Origin of the sequence: Microbacterium alkaliflavum, assembly GCF_044325405.1 — a bacterium.
Classification (GTDB): domain Bacteria; phylum Actinomycetota; class Actinomycetes; order Actinomycetales; family Microbacteriaceae; genus Microbacterium; species Microbacterium alkaliflavum.
Window position 1 is genome coordinate 293,637 of the sequence record NZ_JBIQWL010000001.1, and the last position, 16,746, is coordinate 310,382.

13 protein-coding genes and 1 pseudogene are annotated in these 16,746 nt (G+C 66.5%); 11 read left to right on the forward strand and 3 right to left on the reverse strand.

Going from position 1 to position 16,746, the window contains the following annotated elements; genetic code table 11:
• Positions 1-508: 508 nt before the first annotated feature.
• The 8 genes and pseudogenes from ACH3VR_RS01250 (at position 509) to ACH3VR_RS01285 (ending at position 10,411) form a co-directional block, all read left to right on the forward strand.
• Entirely contained in the window at positions 509-706 is a 198-nt protein-coding gene (locus tag ACH3VR_RS01250; RefSeq protein ID WP_396638929.1) for a hypothetical protein, read from the forward strand.
• A gap of 167 nt (positions 707-873) precedes the next feature.
• A pseudogene (locus tag ACH3VR_RS01255) lies at positions 874-1,483 on the forward strand (recombinase family protein).
• A 692-nt stretch (positions 1,484-2,175) separates the two neighbouring features.
• Complete coding sequence (locus ACH3VR_RS01260) at positions 2,176-4,566, forward strand: coiled-coil domain-containing protein (protein WP_396638930.1); 2,391 nt, start codon at positions 2,176-2,178, stop codon at positions 4,564-4,566.
• A 353-nt stretch (positions 4,567-4,919) separates the two neighbouring features.
• A complete protein-coding gene (locus tag ACH3VR_RS01265; protein ID WP_396638931.1) occupies positions 4,920-7,229 on the forward strand; it encodes a putative bifunctional diguanylate cyclase/phosphodiesterase in 2,310 nt (769 codons plus the stop codon).
• A 57-nt stretch (positions 7,230-7,286) separates the two neighbouring features.
• A complete protein-coding gene (locus ACH3VR_RS01270) occupies positions 7,287-8,789 on the forward strand; it encodes a glycosyltransferase family 2 protein (protein ID WP_396638932.1) in 1,503 nt (500 codons plus the stop codon).
• On the forward strand, positions 8,786-9,013 hold the full coding sequence (locus ACH3VR_RS01275; protein WP_396638933.1) for a hypothetical protein: 228 nt from the start codon (positions 8,786-8,788) through the stop codon (positions 9,011-9,013). Before ACH3VR_RS01270 ends, ACH3VR_RS01275 begins: the two co-directional genes overlap by 4 nt.
• Before the next feature lie 356 nt (positions 9,014-9,369).
• Complete coding sequence (locus tag ACH3VR_RS01280) at positions 9,370-9,729, forward strand: SPW repeat domain-containing protein (RefSeq protein ID WP_396638934.1); 360 nt, start codon at positions 9,370-9,372, stop codon at positions 9,727-9,729.
• 67 nt (positions 9,730-9,796) lie between these two features.
• Positions 9,797-10,411 (forward strand): TetR/AcrR family transcriptional regulator, encoded by a 615-nt coding sequence (locus tag ACH3VR_RS01285; RefSeq protein WP_396638935.1) that lies wholly within the window; start codon positions 9,797-9,799, stop codon positions 10,409-10,411.
• Positions 10,412-10,682: 271 nt separating this feature from the next.
• On the opposite strand, the gene ACH3VR_RS01290 is transcribed toward ACH3VR_RS01285, so the two are convergent.
• Both ACH3VR_RS01290 and ACH3VR_RS01295 read right to left on the reverse strand, forming a co-directional pair.
• Complete coding sequence (locus ACH3VR_RS01290) at positions 10,683-11,828, reverse strand: pyridoxal phosphate-dependent aminotransferase (protein WP_396638936.1); 1,146 nt, start codon at positions 11,826-11,828, stop codon at positions 10,683-10,685.
• A 456-nt stretch (positions 11,829-12,284) separates the two neighbouring features.
• Entirely contained in the window at positions 12,285-12,752 is a 468-nt protein-coding gene (locus ACH3VR_RS01295) for an Lrp/AsnC family transcriptional regulator (RefSeq protein WP_396638937.1), read from the reverse strand.
• 119 nt (positions 12,753-12,871) lie between these two features.
• Between ACH3VR_RS01295 and ACH3VR_RS01300 the strand changes: the two genes are divergently transcribed.
• The 3 genes from ACH3VR_RS01300 (at position 12,872) to ACH3VR_RS01310 (ending at position 15,699) form a co-directional block, all read left to right on the forward strand.
• Positions 12,872-14,035 carry an amidohydrolase gene (locus tag ACH3VR_RS01300; RefSeq protein WP_396638938.1) on the forward strand — a complete coding sequence of 388 codons (1,164 nt, stop codon included), beginning with the start codon at positions 12,872-12,874 and terminating at the stop codon, positions 14,033-14,035.
• Complete coding sequence (locus ACH3VR_RS01305; RefSeq protein WP_396638939.1) at positions 14,035-15,105, forward strand: diaminopropionate ammonia-lyase; 1,071 nt, start codon at positions 14,035-14,037, stop codon at positions 15,103-15,105. The genes ACH3VR_RS01300 and ACH3VR_RS01305 overlap by 1 nt, the downstream gene beginning before the upstream one ends.
• Positions 15,106-15,327: 222 nt before the next feature.
• The gene (locus ACH3VR_RS01310) at positions 15,328-15,699 is read left to right on the forward strand and encodes a PH domain-containing protein (RefSeq protein ID WP_396638940.1); all 372 of its coding nucleotides are present in this window, start codon (positions 15,328-15,330) and stop codon (positions 15,697-15,699) included.
• A gap of 281 nt (positions 15,700-15,980) precedes the next feature.
• Here ACH3VR_RS01310 and ACH3VR_RS01315 read toward each other — a convergent pair whose 3' ends face one another.
• Positions 15,981-16,682 (reverse strand): hypothetical protein, encoded by a 702-nt coding sequence (locus ACH3VR_RS01315; RefSeq protein WP_396638941.1) that lies wholly within the window; start codon positions 16,680-16,682, stop codon positions 15,981-15,983.
• Positions 16,683-16,746: the final 64 nt, after the last annotated feature.

Sequence of the window (16,746 nt, forward strand, 5' to 3'; positions counted from 1 at the left end):
TCGGTGATCGAGACCGTCATCGCGTTGCGACGCTCGAGCGGGACCATGGCTGTGTCGAAGTAGTCGGGATCGAACTGTAGAGGTCGCCGTCGTCCCCGCGGTGGGCCCGCTCGCCGTCCCAGGGCGCGGCGACCTTCCCGGGTCGAGGTGGGGGTACCCGCCGTGCGCATACGGGCAGTGCGCGCACGGGGCACCTGCCGTGTAGCGAAGCGCGTCCGCTTTGGATCTTCAACGTGCACCGCGTGCAGGGGTACGTGGCGCGCGTGTCGCGGTGCGTTCATTTGGATCCGTATTCGCGCACTGCGCGAAAGCGGATCGTGCAGTCCGGGCTCACGCTTGAAGCGGCGCACCTGCCTCTATAGCCAGGGGGAGGAGGCGGCGCTATCTTTCGAAGGTCCGGACACACCCGTCGGCCGCGGGAAGGTGATCGACGACCACTCCTTCCGTCTCGAATGAGCCATGCGACCGCCGGGTGCAATGAACAGGTTCGAACACGAAAGGAACCCCCATGGACGACGCTCCCCGCAGCTCGCTGCCAGACCTGAAGGGCACCGTCGACGAGCGCAGAACCCAATTGGACCAGTTGAGAAACGATGGCGCGGTGACAGTTGAATGGCTTCTCCGCCAACTCGACCAAGTCCTCACAGAGTGGGCGGCCCTCGAGACGAAGTTCGATGTCGAAAAGGACGGCCATCCCGATTACTAACGCGGTCGAGGCGAGTCGCTTACCATCCGCGGTATCCGCGACGACATCCGCATCCCGTCGAGGATTCTCAGCCCAGCGATCTACGCCCAGCACGATCCATATCCGCGCTACGCCGGATGTGGGCTTCGCCAATCGCCCGCTGACCCCTTTGGCACGACGCTGGGCGGATGGATGGAATACAGATTGGCTATGCCAGGGTCTCGACCACGGATCAAGACCTCACCGCCCAACGGGACGCCCTGCTGCGGCTGGGCGTTCAGGACGCGCACATCTACGTCGATCACGGGCTGACCGGCACGAATCGCGCGCGACCCGGCTTGCGGGAAGCCCTCGCCGCCGTGCGAGGGCGGGGACACGCTCGTCGTCACGAAGCTCGACCGGCTGGCGCGGTCGCTGCGTGACGCGCGCGAGATCGCGGATGAACTCACCACGAAGGGGGTCGCGCTCAGTCTCGGCGGAAGCCGGTACGACCCCACCGATCCCGTCGGGCGGCTGCTGTTCAACGTGCTCGCCATGGTGGCTGAGTTCGAACGCGACCTTATCAGCATGCGAACTCGGGAAGGGATGGCCGTCGCACGCGCGAAAGGAAGGCTGAAGGGCAAACAGCCGAAGCTGTCGACCGCGCAGCGCAAACTCCTCTACGAGATCCAGGACCGAGGCGAGTACACCCAGACTGAGATCGCTGAGCTGTTCAGCGTTTCGCGCGCGACCGTGTATCGCGAGCTACTCCACCGCCGCGAACTGCTCCGTGCCTCATACGAAGCCCACGTCTACTAACGGGGATCCTCCAGCTGCGGCCGCTGGTCTCGTCCACGATGCGTTTCGTGAGCTCGTCGGTGAGTCGAGTGGTCTCGGCCTTCTCGTCGGCGACGTTCTCCGCGGTCGCCGACTGCCACTCGGCAGTCAGGCGCGCTTCGAGGTCTTGGATCTGGGCTCGAATCGCGTCGTTTGTCTGCGAGCATCAGAAGCCCGACGTAGGCCGCCATCAGGAACGCCAACAAGGCGCCGAGCATCGCCAGCGTCTCACGGATTCCCTTCACGATCGGGGATGCGTCTGGCCGACGTCCCACGTCGTCCAGCCAGGTCCGCTCCTTGTCGAGCGTTCCATGCTGGGTACGTAGGAACCGCTTCAACTGCGGACGAATATCGCACCCTCAGCGTGCAATCGGCGGTTCCGCGATCACAGCAGGTTCGTCTCGTGGGGCTTCCCGGAGGTCGTCCCGTCGCGGATCGGTTTTGGTCCATTGCCGCGACCTGCACCTGCCCCGGTCTTGCCGGTGGTCGTGGACGGGGCCGAGCCATCACGGGGCAAGCCGTGACGTCCCGCGGCGGACTTGCGCTATTCACAGTCGTTAGTAGTCGGATAGAAAACCCAGACAGCCTCATTTACAATGCGATAGAACCCGAATGGAGACGCCCGTGATGTCGAGCGTCGACCCGAACTCCCACGAAGAAGTGAGACCAACCAAATGTTCCGCAGTACTGAGACCGCGGTCACCACGACCGCAGTCGCCTCCCTCGCCTGCCGCGCACAGCCGGCCACCGCGTGGACGTCTCCGCGCCAGCGCATCGCGGCGGCGGTCCTTGTGCCGGCCGCCCTGGCCGGCATGCTCCTCGCGGGCAGCCCGGCACTCGCCGCCAGCCCCGCGAATGGGATCTGCAACGGGGTCGTCAACCAGCTCGCGCACCGTGGCACCGTGCAGGAGAACCTGCTCAAGGCTGCGGCGAAGAAGAACGCCGCCCAGATCGCCACGCTGACGGCGGACCGCACCGCCCTGCAGGGTCAGGCCGCCGACCTCAACGCGCAGATCGACCAGATCAATCGCCAGCTCGCTGAGTCTGACGCGAAGGACGCGCAGCTCGACACGGAAATGAAGACCGCCGAGGCGGTATTGAGTGAGGTTAAGAAGAAGCAGGCCGATGTCGCCGGTCAGCTTTCCGACACGGACAAGGCGCTTGCGGACCTGAAGGCGCAGCAGACCGGGATCGCCTCCGAGCTCGCGGGCCTCCAGGAACGGGTCAAGGCGGCGCAGGCCGTGAAGGCGGACCTGGACAAGCTGGCCCACGACGCCCAGCGCCAGGTTGACGCAAAGGCCGCCGACCTCGCTGCAGCCCAGACACAATTGGGCGCCCTGCAGGCGGCCGCCGATTCTGCCGGCGACGCCGTCGCAGGGAAGGACGCGGAGATCACCGTGGCGCAGTCGGAGCTGGCGACGCTGACGACAAAGGCCCAGGAGGCCGCGACCAGCGTCGAAACCGCGAAGGACGCGGTCACCACGGCGGAGGCGACGCTCGCGGAGCTTCAGGATGCCGGGGCCGCGGCGCAGGCCGAGCTCGACGCCCAGCAGGCGAAGGTCGCGGACGCTCACGTAGCGCTCTCGTCGCTCCAAGCGGCTGCGACGGCGGCCACCGACGCGGTGACCGCCAAGCAGACGGAAGTCACCGCCGCGAAGGACGAGCTCACCAACCTGCAGGGCGCCGCTCAGGCCGCCGTGGACGCGGTGGCCGGCAAGGACGCGGAGATCGCCAAGGCGCAGGGCGAGCTCGCCACCCTCCAGGCGGGGCAGAAGGCCGCCTCTGACGCGGTCGCCGCCAACCAGGCCGCCATCGCCACCAACGCCGCTGCGATCGCGGACCTTCAGAGCCAGATCAGCACGCTCAACGCCCAGATCGCGGCCAAAGAGACGGCGCGCAATCAGACGCTGGGCCAGCTCGCTGCCCTGCAGACACAGAAGTCGGATCTCGAGGGTCAGATCGCTGCGCTCACGACGCAGATCGACGCGATCCACGGCAACTCCAAGGAGAAGCGGGAACTGCAGGACCAGCGCACCGCCAAGCAGACGCAGCTGGCGTCCGTGAACACGCAGATCGCCGACAAGAACACCCTGATCGCCGGCCTCTCCGGCGACCTGGCGACACTGCAGGGGCAGGTCGACGGCCTGAACGCGCAGCTGACGGCCGCGCAGACGCTGAGCAGCGAGCTGCAGAAGCAGGCTGCTCCGTTGCAGGCTGCGCTCGATGCGGCCAAGACCTCGGTCGCCGGCAAGCAGGCGGAGATCGGGGCCCTGCAGGGCCAGCTGGCCGCGCTGGAGTCCGCGGTCACTGCCGCCAACCAGGCCGTCACCGGCAAGCAGGCCCAGCTCGACATCCTGACCGGTCAGCTCCCGGCCCTGCAGGACGCGGTCACTACCGCCGAGGGCAAGGTCGCCGCGCAGACCGGGGTCGTCGCGGACCTGGAGGCGGCCCTGCCCGACCTGGTCGACGGGGTCGCCGCCGCCAAGCAGGAGATCGCCGATCAGCAGCTCATCCTCGGTGCGCGCAATGCCGAGCTGACGGATGCCCAGCAGAAGCTCGATGCGGCCTCCAGGGCCGTTGACGCCAAGAAGCAAGACATCGCTGACCTGCAGGGTCAGCTGCCCGGCCTGCAGGCGGAATGGGATGCCGCGAAGACGGCGGTAGCGGCGAAGCAGACCGACGTCGTCGCCTTGGACCGGGAAATGGACAGCCTGCTCGCGCAGCTGACCGACGTAAACGGCAAGATCGCCGCCGCGGAGGGTGATGTCCTGGCTCTGCAGGGCCGGGTCGCTCCGCTGCTGACCCAGTTGAACAATCTCAACGCCGACGTCACCGCCGCCGAAGCGGAAATGGCCGGACTGCAGATCCAGCTCACGACTCTGGACACCCAGCTCACCGCAGCCCAGGGTGTGCTACGCGACCTGGAGGCCCAGAAGAAGGCCAACAAGGACGCGATCGCTGCGCAGAAGGCAACGGTGAAGGGCCTCCAGGACAAGCTCGGCGGCGTGCAGGACAAGATCAAGGCACTCGACGGCACCATCGTGCTCGGCGGTTGCGCCGCCTGACCCGGGGTGGCGACGTGTACAGGGCAGGAGGGGGACCGGCAGGCCGCGGTGATCCTCGAGATCGTCGGCCACGAACTCGCCTTCGGGAATGACGAAGACCAGATGAATCACGGAACACCTTCTTGTCGAGGTGTTCGCGGCCGTTTGCGCGTCGCATTCGATGAGGCTCGGAGAATGCCGGATCGCTGGGCTCCGAAGCGCGGGGTACGCTCACCGCATGAGCGTCCGCGCGATTCTTGCGGCCTTTCGTCTGAAGCCTGAAGGGCCAGGCTTTCTCGAGGGTGCCGACGGGCCGGGTATGGCACGCGGCGGGGGCATTGGGCTCGGGCTCGGCCGACTCGTGGGGTGCGGGGTTGAACGCGATCGCTGAACGCTCTGCTCGGATGTGGTGGATCTTCCTGTCGGTCTGCTCGGCCGGAATCGTCGTGTACCAGCTGATGCCCAGCGGTGTCGCAGGCGATCTGGTCTACGTCGGTGTGGGGCTGGCCAGCGCGGTCGCGATCGTCGCCGGAGTGCGCCTGAATCGTCCGTCCGCGCGATCGGCATGGTACTTGATGGCGGTGGGCGTGTTCCTGTCGGCGGTCGCCGACGGAATCTTCAGCTGGATCGTCCGCGTGCAGGGTGAGGACGCCTTTCCGACTCTCGCTGACGCCTTCTATCTCGCGGCGTATCCATTCTTCGCAGCGGGTCTGCTCCTGTTGATCCGCGCTCGTCGGCCTCTCAAGGATCTTGCGGGGTTCCTCGACAGCGCGATCCTGACCGCCGGATTGGGGTTGGTGGTGTGGGTGCTGCTGGCCGCCCCGACGATGGAGAACCATCATGACTCGTGGCTGGCGGCGGGGGTGTCGACCGCATACCCCGTTGCCGACATCGTTCTCCTGGGGATGCTGATCGGCCTGATCACGATTCCCGGCAGCCGGAGTGTCTCGCTGATCCTCTTGGTTCTTGCGATCGTCCTGCTCATCGTGGTGGACCTTGCCGCCGCCCTGCTCGATCTGCTCAGCGCACCGAGCACCAGCATCGACGCCTTGTGGCTCGCCTCCTACGCGCTGTGGGGGGCAGCAGCGCTGCACACCTCGATGCGAACACTGTCAGAGCCGGCGATTCAGGCCGATGTCCAGTTCCCCGGCACGCGGTTGGCCGCGCTCGCCGTCGCAACGTTCGTCGCACCCGTGATGCTGATCCTGGAGCACTTGCTCGGCCTGCCGATCGACGGCTGGCCCATCGGCATTGCGACGCTCGTGATGTTCGCGCTGCTGATCGCGCGCATGAAGATTGCGATCGATCAGATCGCAGCGGCGAATCGGCAGCGCATCGAGGCGCAAGAGGCGCTGGCCTATCAGGCAGCCCATGACGCACTCACGGACCTGCCGAATCGGGCGCTGGCGGTTGAGCTGATCACCGCAGCCCTGAGTGGAGTTACCGGCGCGGCCGACAGAGTCGCGCTGCTTTTTCTCGACCTGGACGGGTTCAAGCGGGTCAACGACACCTTGGGTCACGACGCAGGCGACGAACTGTTGCGGGTGATGGCCGGAAGGCTGCGCGAAAACGTCCGTGCCGGCGATGTCGCCTGCCGACTGGGCGGGGACGAGTTCGTGATACTGCTGGCTCCGTTGACCGACGAGGCGGACGCGGTGGCGGTCGCCAACCGGCTCGTACCGGTCTTATCCGCACCTGTCACCGTCGCGGGCCAACATGATGTCAGTGTCGGCGCCAGCATCGGTGTGGCCGTCAGCCGCGGCCAGGGCACGAGCCCTGACGCGTTGTTGAAGGAGGCCGACTCGGCGGTGTACGGGGCGAAGCGGTCCGGGCGAGGCCGGGTGAAGGTCTTCGATGCCGAGATGCGGCGGGAGCTGCACGCCAGGACGGAGCTGGAGCGTGATCTCTCACGCGCCATCGAGCGAAATCAGCTCATCGTCCACTACCAGCCGATCGTGCATCTGGCATCGGGAGGTGTGCAAGGATTCGAGGCGCTCGTCCGCTGGCCCAGGGATGGGCGGCTGCTGCCGCCCTCGGCGTTCGTTCCGATCGCGGAGGAGTCCGAGCTGGTCTGCGACCTGGACGCGTGGGTGCTTCGCCAGGCCACTCGGCAGCTCGCCCACTGGAACGAGCGCTCGGGCTCACGTTGGCTGTCGATGGCGGTCAACGTCTCCGGCCGGCACATCGTCAGGCCACGAGTGGTGGCGGAGGTGCGTGAGGCGGTCGCCGCCGCTGGCGTCGATCCGGCTCAGCTCGTGCTCGAGATCACAGAGACCGCTTTGGTGGACGACTCCATCGCCGTGAAGCATCTCGACGAGTTGCGGCACGACGGGATCGCGATCGGCATCGACGACTTCGGCACCGGATACAGCTCGATCGCGCGGCTGGAGGATCTCCCGATCGACATCCTGAAGATCGACCGGCGCTTCACCCACACCACCGGCTCTTCACCGCGGCTCCTCCGCATGATCGTCGAGACCGGGCACGCGTTGGGTCTTCGCCTCATCGTCGAAGGAGTCGAAACAGAGGATCAGCTCGCGCTGTTGCGGTCCATCGGCTGTGAGTCGGCCCAGGGCTACCTGCTGGGCCGACCGCTGGATCCTGACGCGATCGCTGCACCTCAGCAACGTGGTGCCCCTCGCCTGGTGAGGGCCGGCATGCGGCAGGAGTTCTCCGGGTCGTGACCCTGACGGCGTCGTGCAGATTCGCTTTCTGCTCCTCGACATGGGTCGCTCCGTCGCGTGAGGCGGGCCTCCCTCGATACGTTTGGCTTCAGGCGCCCTGCGGTGCCTAAGGGAGGCAGCGAAATGGGAAGGTTCGAGCGTTTCGTCGGCGTTGCTCTCATCTGTCTTGCGCTGCTCGGCGGGGCGGTGGTGGGCCTGGCCGCCTTCGCCACCCTGCAGGATCCCGTCGGGTGGGACACGCCTTCCGCGGTGTACCTCTTCGGGGTGTGGGAGGTGATGTACTCCACGTCCGGACCATCAGCCGGCGTCGTTCTGGCCTCGGCCGGGTTCGCGCTGCTTGTCGCGGCTGTCGTCGCGTTGATCGAGCGTCGGGTCACCAGACACGCCCGTACGAGTGATGACTGGGAGCGGATGCCGTTGGCGCCCAAGCGGGTCATGGCGGAGACCCGTGGAATCTACGCCGGCCCGGTGACGGTGACAGTGCTGATCCCCGCCCACAACGAGGCCGGTTGCATCACGGACACGATCGCCTCGTTGCGCGCGCAGTCTCACCAGCCTGCGCGGATCGTCGTCGTCGCCGACAACTGCACCGACGACACGGTTTCGCTCGCCCGCGAGACGGGTGTCGACGTGTTCGAGACAGTCGCCAACACGAACAAGAAGGCGGGTGCGCTGAATCAGGCGTTGCCGACCGTGCTGGCAGGTCTCGGCGACAACGACACGGTGATGGTGATGGATGCCGACACGACCCTGGACCAGGGGTTCCTGGCCGCGGCGGTGCGCCGACTCACCGACGACCGGGGGTTGATGGCCGTCGGGGGATTGTTCTACGGCGCAGAGGGGGAGGGCCTGCTCGGCCAGTTCCAGCGAAACGAGTACACCCGCTATGCCCGACAGATCCGCCGCAGGCGGGGACGCGTCTTCGTGCTCACGGGCACGGCGTCGATCTTCCGTCCTCGGGCGCTTCAAGCCGTGGCTGACGAACGTGGCCGAGGTATCCCCGGCGTGCAGGGAGACGTGTACGACACGCTCGTCCTCACCGAGGACAACGAACTCACCTTGGCCATCAAATCGCTTGGCGGCCTCATGATCTCACCGGCTCAATGCACGGTCGTCACCGAGGTGATGCAGACCTGGCGTGCGCTGTGGGTGCAAAGGCTTCGGTGGCAGCGCGGAGCAGTCGAGAACCTCGGCAGCTACGGGTTCCGTCCCTCCGTGACGCGCTACTGGGCCCAGCAGCTCGGCATCGGATACGGTGTGGTCGCCATCGCCGCCTACCTCCTGCTCCTGCTGCTCATGATCCTCTCAGCGGACGTCTGGATATGGATCCCGTTCTGGGTCCTCGTCGCAATCATCTTCGACCTCGAACGGGTCGTAAGCGTTTGGCGAGGAGGGTGGCGGGCCCGACTGCTCGCCATCACACTCTTCCCCGAGCTCGGCTACGCGATCTTCCTCAACCTCGTCTACGTCAAGGGCATCCTCGACATCGCCCTGCGCCGAAAGGCCAAGTGGGGAGACATCACACAACAGCCCGCATCCAGGACCGGAGGCAACCGATGAACTCGATTGTCACTGTTCCGACGGGTCTGGTGTTCCCCCAAGAGCTGCTCACCACACCCGCGTTTCAATTCCTGGCCGCGTTCGTGGCAATCAACACGATCATGTACGCGACACTCGCCATCGCCAAGATGCTGCCCAAGGTGTACCTCAGCGACATCATCAGCCGACGCGACCGCCGCAAAGAGACGCGGAGCATCCACCCGAATGAGCCACCCTTCCCGTGACCGCGCCTGCCTCAGCACCCCTCACAAGAGCGCGGTAGCGTCGCCGCGAGATTCCCTCGGCCTCCGCGTCCCAAGCCCCTGGGACCACAACGACGGCGTGCATCAGGATCCATATTCGGACAGTGCCCGTTAGTGGGACCGTTCAGGCGGCGGCGCTGGAATCGCGCCAGCAGAAGACCGAAGTCCTCTCCGACGACGATCGCCGACGAGGTGAGGAAGCGGGCGTTGCCCGGTGGCGCGAGGTCGAGTCGTCCGGTAGTGCAGACGCTCCAATCTTGACCGGGCGGTCAGTCAGATCTAACGTTGAGGCGACCCCCGGATCGGGAGCCATCACCTGTCGAAGGAGGGAGAGTCGAATGAAGAAGTGGATGCGTTGGGAGGACTGGGTGGCTGTCGGCGTAGGACTCGTCGTCGCCCTGTCGACCTTCGTCCTGCCGCAAGTCGGGGCCTCGATGGCCTGGATGCTCACACTCGGTATCCTGCTGGTCGCTTCGGGTCTGGTGAACCTGGCCATGCCCGGCCTCGTCGCCACCGAATACGTGCAGCTTGCGCTCGGCATCCTGCTGGTCATCGCTCCGTGGATCGGCCAGTACGCGAGCGGAGCCACGATGGGTCCCGCATGGGTCAGCTGGATCGGCGGCGCGGTCGCAGCGATCGTCGCGGCCCTGGCCATCAGACCGGCCATGCACGCTCACGACCGGTCCCTTCCCCACTAGTCACCATTCGAGAGACTGGGACGACGGCTATGACCGGCGTCCCAGTCGTGCGTGTGAGGATAGCGTCATGACGCGGAGCAGGGAGAGCAGGGTGCTCATCCTCGACGCGGCAGAGCGCCTGTTCGCGGAACGCGGCTTCGACGCCACACCGACGGCGGCAATCGCCGGGTCCGCCGGCGTGCCAAAGGGGCTTCTGTTCTACTACTTCCCCACCAAGACGGACCTCCTGCGCGCACTGGTCGGAGAGCGGCTCGAGCTCGACCCCATCGACACCACTGCGCTCATCGCCCGCGGCGACCCTGCCAGAGCGCTGCTCAACGTCTCGCGTGTGCTGCACCGCCTCCAGCAGGAGTCAGCCGTGCGGCGCGTCATCGTCTGGCGCGAACAGCGCACGCATCCCGAAGTGCACGCGAGCCTGCGCGAGTACCGCAGGCAGATGCAGAACCTCGTCGAGCAAGTGCTGCGAGCGAGCATCCTTCATCCAATCGCTACACGCCGACTCCGCGCCGCGGCCACCGCGTGGGTCGCGGTCATCACGACCCCAACGCTGCACGACCACATCGAGACGGACACCGGCACGGCTCGCATCCCGTCGGAGACGGACACCGATGCGGCCGATCCCGCCGATCTGCCAACACTCGCCGACCTGATCTCGGCCGGCCTGCGGGATCCCGCTGCGTAACGAGCGAACGCGCCCGCAAGATGCCCACATCATCGTCGCGTTTTGATGCCCGCTCGCACGGCTCGACGTACAGCGTACCACTCGAGCTCCACGATCGACTCCACGCGTTCCGCCTCATGGGATTCCCATTCGCGCGGTGCCCGGTTGAGGGTCGTCCCGAGCGGGTGCCGACGGGCTCAATCGCGATCCACGTTCGACCGATGCGTGTTGACCGAACCCGCGTGCGGTCGGGTGGCCGTCCTGGCCGTTGTGCGCCGCTGGAACGCCCTATTCACGCGAGAGCTGCTCGAAGCCGCTCACCGAACAGGGCGAGCCGCTCGACAGGTTCGTTGCTGAAGACGAGTCGGAGGTGTCTTGTCGCCACCGAACCGCCCCACGCGTCGGTCATTGGCGTGGCGGCGACCTTCTGCTCGAGCAGCCGCCGCGAGAGCTCGGAAGCGTCGATGCCACAAGCTTCGGCATCGAACAGCGCGGACCATCCGCCGTGAGCCGGCACGAGCGGCATCCCCTTGCACTGGCGGACGAGCTCTTCGTGCCGTCGCTCCCACTCGCCGACGGCCGCGTGCACGTCGTCATCCCCGATCCGCAGTGCGGCTGCCGCCCCGACCTGGCCGAACCCGCTCGTGACAACACCGTTGTAGATGTGCACCATTGCGAGCGCCGGCGCGAGATCGGCGCGAGATACCAGCCAGCCAACCCGCCACCCGATCATCCGCTGCTCGAGCGAGACAGCGCCAGCAGTTACCGTCAGGTCTCGCATCCCCTCCAGCGCGGACGGGACGACAACAGCCCGCCCGCCGTACACGATCGCCTCCCACAGCATCCAGTACAGGAGTGGGATGCCGCGCTCGCGACAGATGGCCGTTATCGCCCCCCATTCCTCGTCGTTGGCGACCCAGCCGCTCGGGATGGCCGGGTTCATCAGGAACACGGCGCGGGTTCGATCCGAGACGGTCGATCGGAGCGCCTCCAGGTCGAGACGCCAGCCATTGCGGTCACCGCGAAGCGGAACGAGTTTGGGAGTGGCCCCGACCAGGCGCACGCGCTGGAGCATTCCGGCATAGGTCGGGTCGGTGAGGATGACCTCATCCCCCGGGTCTGTCAGGACGAACAGGGCGTTCAGCAGGGCGGAGCCATCGCCGTCGGTGATCACGATCTCGCGATGCGGATCGTAGTGCGGCCCGCCACGCCGGGCGATCAACTCAGCGACCGCCGACTTCATTTCGTCGAGCCCGGAGAAGGGCAAGTACGAGTTGGTGTCGTCCCGTCCGATCGCCGCTCGCGTCGCCTCGAGGGCGGCAGGATGGGGTGGGATGTCCGTGTCGTAGTTTTCGAGCCGGAGAATGTCGGCGTCGGTACCTGCAGCATCGGCCACGCGGTCGATTCCAAAGCCGGGAATCCCGTCCAGTCGTCCCACGCACTTGATCATCCGCGCTCGACAATCCGCTGCGCAACCCACTCCCTGTGGCGTGGTCCGCACTCGTCAGTGACATGAGGCGTCCCGGGATAGCCGATGAGGCCCCCCTCTCGAAATGGCGGAGGACGGAACCCTTGACGGACACTCGTCAACCCATAGGCGATGAGCCAAGACCAATCGCCGATCCCATCCGCGAAACGGCCCGGAAGCTGTGGGGCGCGGGCGAGAGGAAGGGCGTTCTTCCGGATCCTCGTACGAGCGATGGGCGAGAGCGGAGCGCTCATCGCGCGCCCGGGTTCATCATGTGCCGGGCCGGTAGAGATGACGGGCCGGGCCGTCGGGATCCACTACCGAGCGGTGGATGCATAGCGGCACCGCTGGCGGGCGAGTTGCGGCGCCATGGCATCTGTCCGTGGGCTGCCCGCCGGGATGGCCGCGCGGCGTGTTGTTCTGGTGCTATGTGGGGATGATGGTGCCGGACGCCTTGGCGCGATCCATGACGACTTGGGTGCTGAACCTGCGCACATTGGAGTCCGCGAAGAAGAGCTCGCGCGTCAGCTGGGTGTATTCGGCCATGTCGGCGACGGCGAGAATGAGGACGAAGTCCCATTCCCCGGCCACGTAGTAGCACTGCTGCACCTGGGGGCATTCGACGAGCGCCGTGCGGACGCGGTCGAGTAGTTCGGGCTGTTCGCTTTCGAGGGCGAGGTGGGCGATGACAGTGACGGGGCGTCCGACGAGTTCCGGCGCGAGGCGTATCGAGCTGCCGGCGATCACCCCGAGGCTGGTCAGGCGAGCGATGCGGCGGTTGACGGCGGCCGCGGACAGGCCCACCCTTTTGCCGAGAGCAGCTTGCGGCTCACGCGCGTCTCCCTGGAGCGCGACGAGCAACTCACGATCAACGTCGTCGAGAATGACGCTCATCGTCCGATGGTGTCCCATCGCCACCGCCGACGCAACGTCGTTGCGTGAAACGGGCTCCAGATCGGAAGTTCTTCCGCAGTCATTGACCGTTCGATTGCTCGGCGCAGACCATGGATGTCGTGACTGACGAATCGATCGCACGTGCGCGACGCTGGCGGCGCGACCTTCACCAATGCCCTGGCATTGCTTTCGATGTGCGCGAGACGGCGGAGTATCTCGCGCGCGTCCTCGGCGGGCTGGGATGGGATGTGCAGCGCGGGATCGGCGGGCACGGGCTTGTGGCCAGTCTCAACCGCGGGTCGAGCAGCCGGGCGATCGCGTTGCGCTCCGACATGGATGGTCTCCCCATCGAGGAGTCGACGGGAGTCGAATACTCCTCACGCAACGCCGGCGCGATGCACGCGTGCGGGCACGACGGACACATGGCCATCCTCCTCGGCACGGCCGACGCGCTCCGCGCCGACCCGAGCTTCGACGGCACCGTGCATCTCATCTTCCAGCCCGCCGAAGAACCGGGACGCGGCGCGCTGGCGATGATCGCGGACGGGCTCTTTGACCGGTTCCCGATCGACGCCATCTACGGCCTCCACAACCTGCCCGGCATCCCCGCCGGGCACATCCACACCCGCGCCGGAGCGATCATGGCGGCCGAGGACAACTTCGAGATCCGCATCCACGGACGCGGCGGCCACGCTTCCATGCCGCACCTCGTCGTCGACCCGCTCGTAATCGGTGCCGACGTCGTGACCTCGCTCCAGACGATCGTGGCGCGCACGGTCGACGCCTCCCACAGTGTCGTGGTGTCCTGCACGGAGTTCATCACCGACGGTGCCCGCAACGCGATTCCGGGTGAGGTGATCATTCGCGGGGACACCCGCACCTTCACCGCCGAGGACAGCCAGATCGTCGAACAGCGCATTCGCACTCTCGCTGAGGGGCTGGTACACGCGCACGGCGCCACCTGCGACATCGACTACACGCGGGAGTTCCGACCGACCGTGAACGACGAGACCTTGAACGAGGTCCTCGCCCGCGCGGCGGCAGCCGCCCTCGGCAATTCCGCCGTCGATGCTGCCTGCGCACCGCGGATGGCCAGTGAGGACTTCGGAGAGTTCGCTCGAGTCGTTCCCGGCTGCTTCGCCTTCCTCGGCACCGGCACCGTCGTGGGGCGCGGCGGCACACCGCTGCACAGCCGCGACTACGACTTCAACGACGACGTCCTGAGTGCCGGCATCGCGTTCTACCTCGAGCTGATCCGCACCGAACTCGCCGAGGCCGACTGATGACGACCCCGCAGCCCACCTGGGTCCAAAACCATCGCAATGCCGCCTGGACATCGCTGGCGGCCGATGGAGCCGCCCTCGAATTCCACAGATCCCTCCCGGGATACGCCCCGACCCCGCTCATCGACCTGCCGGAGCTGGCCGCCGAACTCGGTATCGCAAGAGTGTTCGCGAAGGACGAATCGTCGCGTCTCGGCCTGCCGGCGTTCAAAGCGCTCGGCGCATCCTGGGCGGTCGCCAGGGCACTCTCGACCGCCCCCCTCGGATCGGCAGTCGTCACCGCCACGGACGGCAATCACGGACGCGCGGTCGCACGATTCGCGCGTCTGGCGGGCCGGACTGCGCGCATCTACATCCCGGAGGGCGGCGTCCACCCCTCAGCAGTGCAAGCAATCCTCGACGAGGACGCGATCGTCGTCATGGTGCAAGGCAGTTACGACGACGCCGTCGCGGCAGCCGCCGAATCCGCCGAACGACAGGGCGACGTCCTCGTGCAAGACACGTCCTGGGACGGCTACGAGCAGGTGCCCACCTGGATCGTCGAAGGCTACGACACCCTGTTCACCGAGGTCGACGATCAACTCGCCGCACTCGGTATCGCCTCACCACACCTGCTCATGGTGCCCACCGGTGTTGGCTCGCTGCTGCAAGCCGCGGTCAGCCACTACCGCACACCGCAGCGTGCCGCACACACCGCCGTCGTAGCCGTAGAGCCAACCGTCGCAGCCTGCATCACCGCGAGCCTCCTGGCCGGCGAGCCGGTCACCATCGGCACCGGCCACACCATCATGTCCGGCCTGAACTGCGGCACCCCCTCCACCATGGCTTGGCCGACCATCCATGCAGGGCTCGACGCATCGGTCGCGATCACGGATGATGCCGCCCGGGCAGCCGCCCGCAGACTCCGCGAGCTCGGAGTTCACGCGGGCCCATGCGGTGCAGCATCACTCGGCGGAGCACAGGAAACCCTTAACGACCCGACCCGTCGCGCCGCCCTGCATCTCGATCACAACACCGTCGTCGTCCTCACAATCACTGAAGGCTCCGCCGCGAACCCCCTGCGCGACTAGGTATCTGCGTGCCGATCCCTAGACGGGCAGTACGCTGCAGGGGTAGGCACGTGCGGTATGTACAGCCGTCGCTTCTGAGGCCGTATCGTGCGGGTCGTGGCGAGATGTGCGCGCGCCTCTGTCTCGGGACCGCATTCCGGTCTTTCCGGGCTGTGGGGCATCCCGCTAGCCTGACGAGTCCGGGGTGCTTCGGGGTGTCCCCTGAACGGAAGGTCATTCCGAATGCCTGAGACAGCGCCGATCCTCGCTTGGACGCTGCAGAACGAGATCCCCACGCCCGACGACGTGCAGCCGCTGCTCGTCGAGGGCGAGACCGCCGTCGCATCGTTTAAGACGTTCCGCGACTCGGCGACGTTCACGACGAAGCGGCTCATCGTCCGTGACGCGCAGGGCATCACGGGGAAGAAAGTGGAGATCTACTCCCTCCCGTACTCAGCGATCAACATGTGGTCGACCGAGAACGCCGGCGGCGTGCTGGACCGTGATGCCGAGATCGAGCTGTGGACGCGCGCCGGGCACATCAAGGTCAAGCTCACAAAGGGGGCGGATGTCCGACGCATTGACTCGCTGTTCGCCTGGGCTGTGATCCGCTGACTAGATCCGAGCCGAACCGCTGACGTTCCTCCGAGACAGAGTGCTCCGGCGTGCGTCGCGCGGGCGACGTGCGAGATGGATCCCTTTACGCGCAAAGCCCGGAAGAGATCGCCTTACGCGCTGCCCTCGATCCCACGCAGGGTGGTTGCGCGCGAAGCTTTGCGGTGCGTGCCCATACGGCCAGGAGCCTGACCCACGAGACCCAGGACGACAGCGACGATGCGTTACCACGCGAGTCGCCGATCGCGCTCACGGGATATGGACGCGCAGCCGGATCAGACCTAGTCCGAGGCGACGCGTGCCTGGCCAGCCTTCTCAGGCTTCCAGATGGGCGCCCTGTTTGTCCGGTGGTCCCAGTGCTCTCGGTCTGCGCGCGACTTCTCAGCAAACGACTTCCATTGACTCCGCGGCATCAGGCTCTGTGCGGACTCGACCGCGGTCTGTGGCTCGGCGACCACGATGTCCCAGCCCCGGTTCGTGTAGGCCCGAATGAACTTCTTCCCTCGCCTCGGTTTGGTCGCCCAGACAGCGATGAAATGTCGGAACCGGCGCTTCACGATGACGCGGGCGTTGTGGGCGATGTCGTCATCTACCCCGTTCTTCCCGACGCGCTTGTAGCTCTCGTTTTCCATCGCGACGGCCCAGCGCATGAGTGTGAGCAGCTCCGTGTAACTGTTTGCGTCCGCGATCTCCTCGATCGAGGATCGCAGCCGTTCGCGAGTTCCGCGGGCCCCAGCCGGAGCGCTTCGGCTCAGCAGCTTGTGCCAGGCCCGAAGATCTAGCCGGAGCTTCTCGCGGTCGGCGGCCAGCGCCCGTGAACGGTCGAAGCGGAACACCCAGAATGCGACGGCTACAGCTGCACCGGCGATGACGAGGGTCAGGACGGTGTTCGCGAATTCGAGCCATAGCGGAGCGCCAGCGCCCAGCTGATCCAGCGACTTCTTGATCGCCGCAAGGCAGGTCTCCACGGTGCCACACGCCACGGCAAGACTCTATCGATAGCTGATCGACCGACCGCGCAGATGCGCGGCACGACGCGATCTAGTC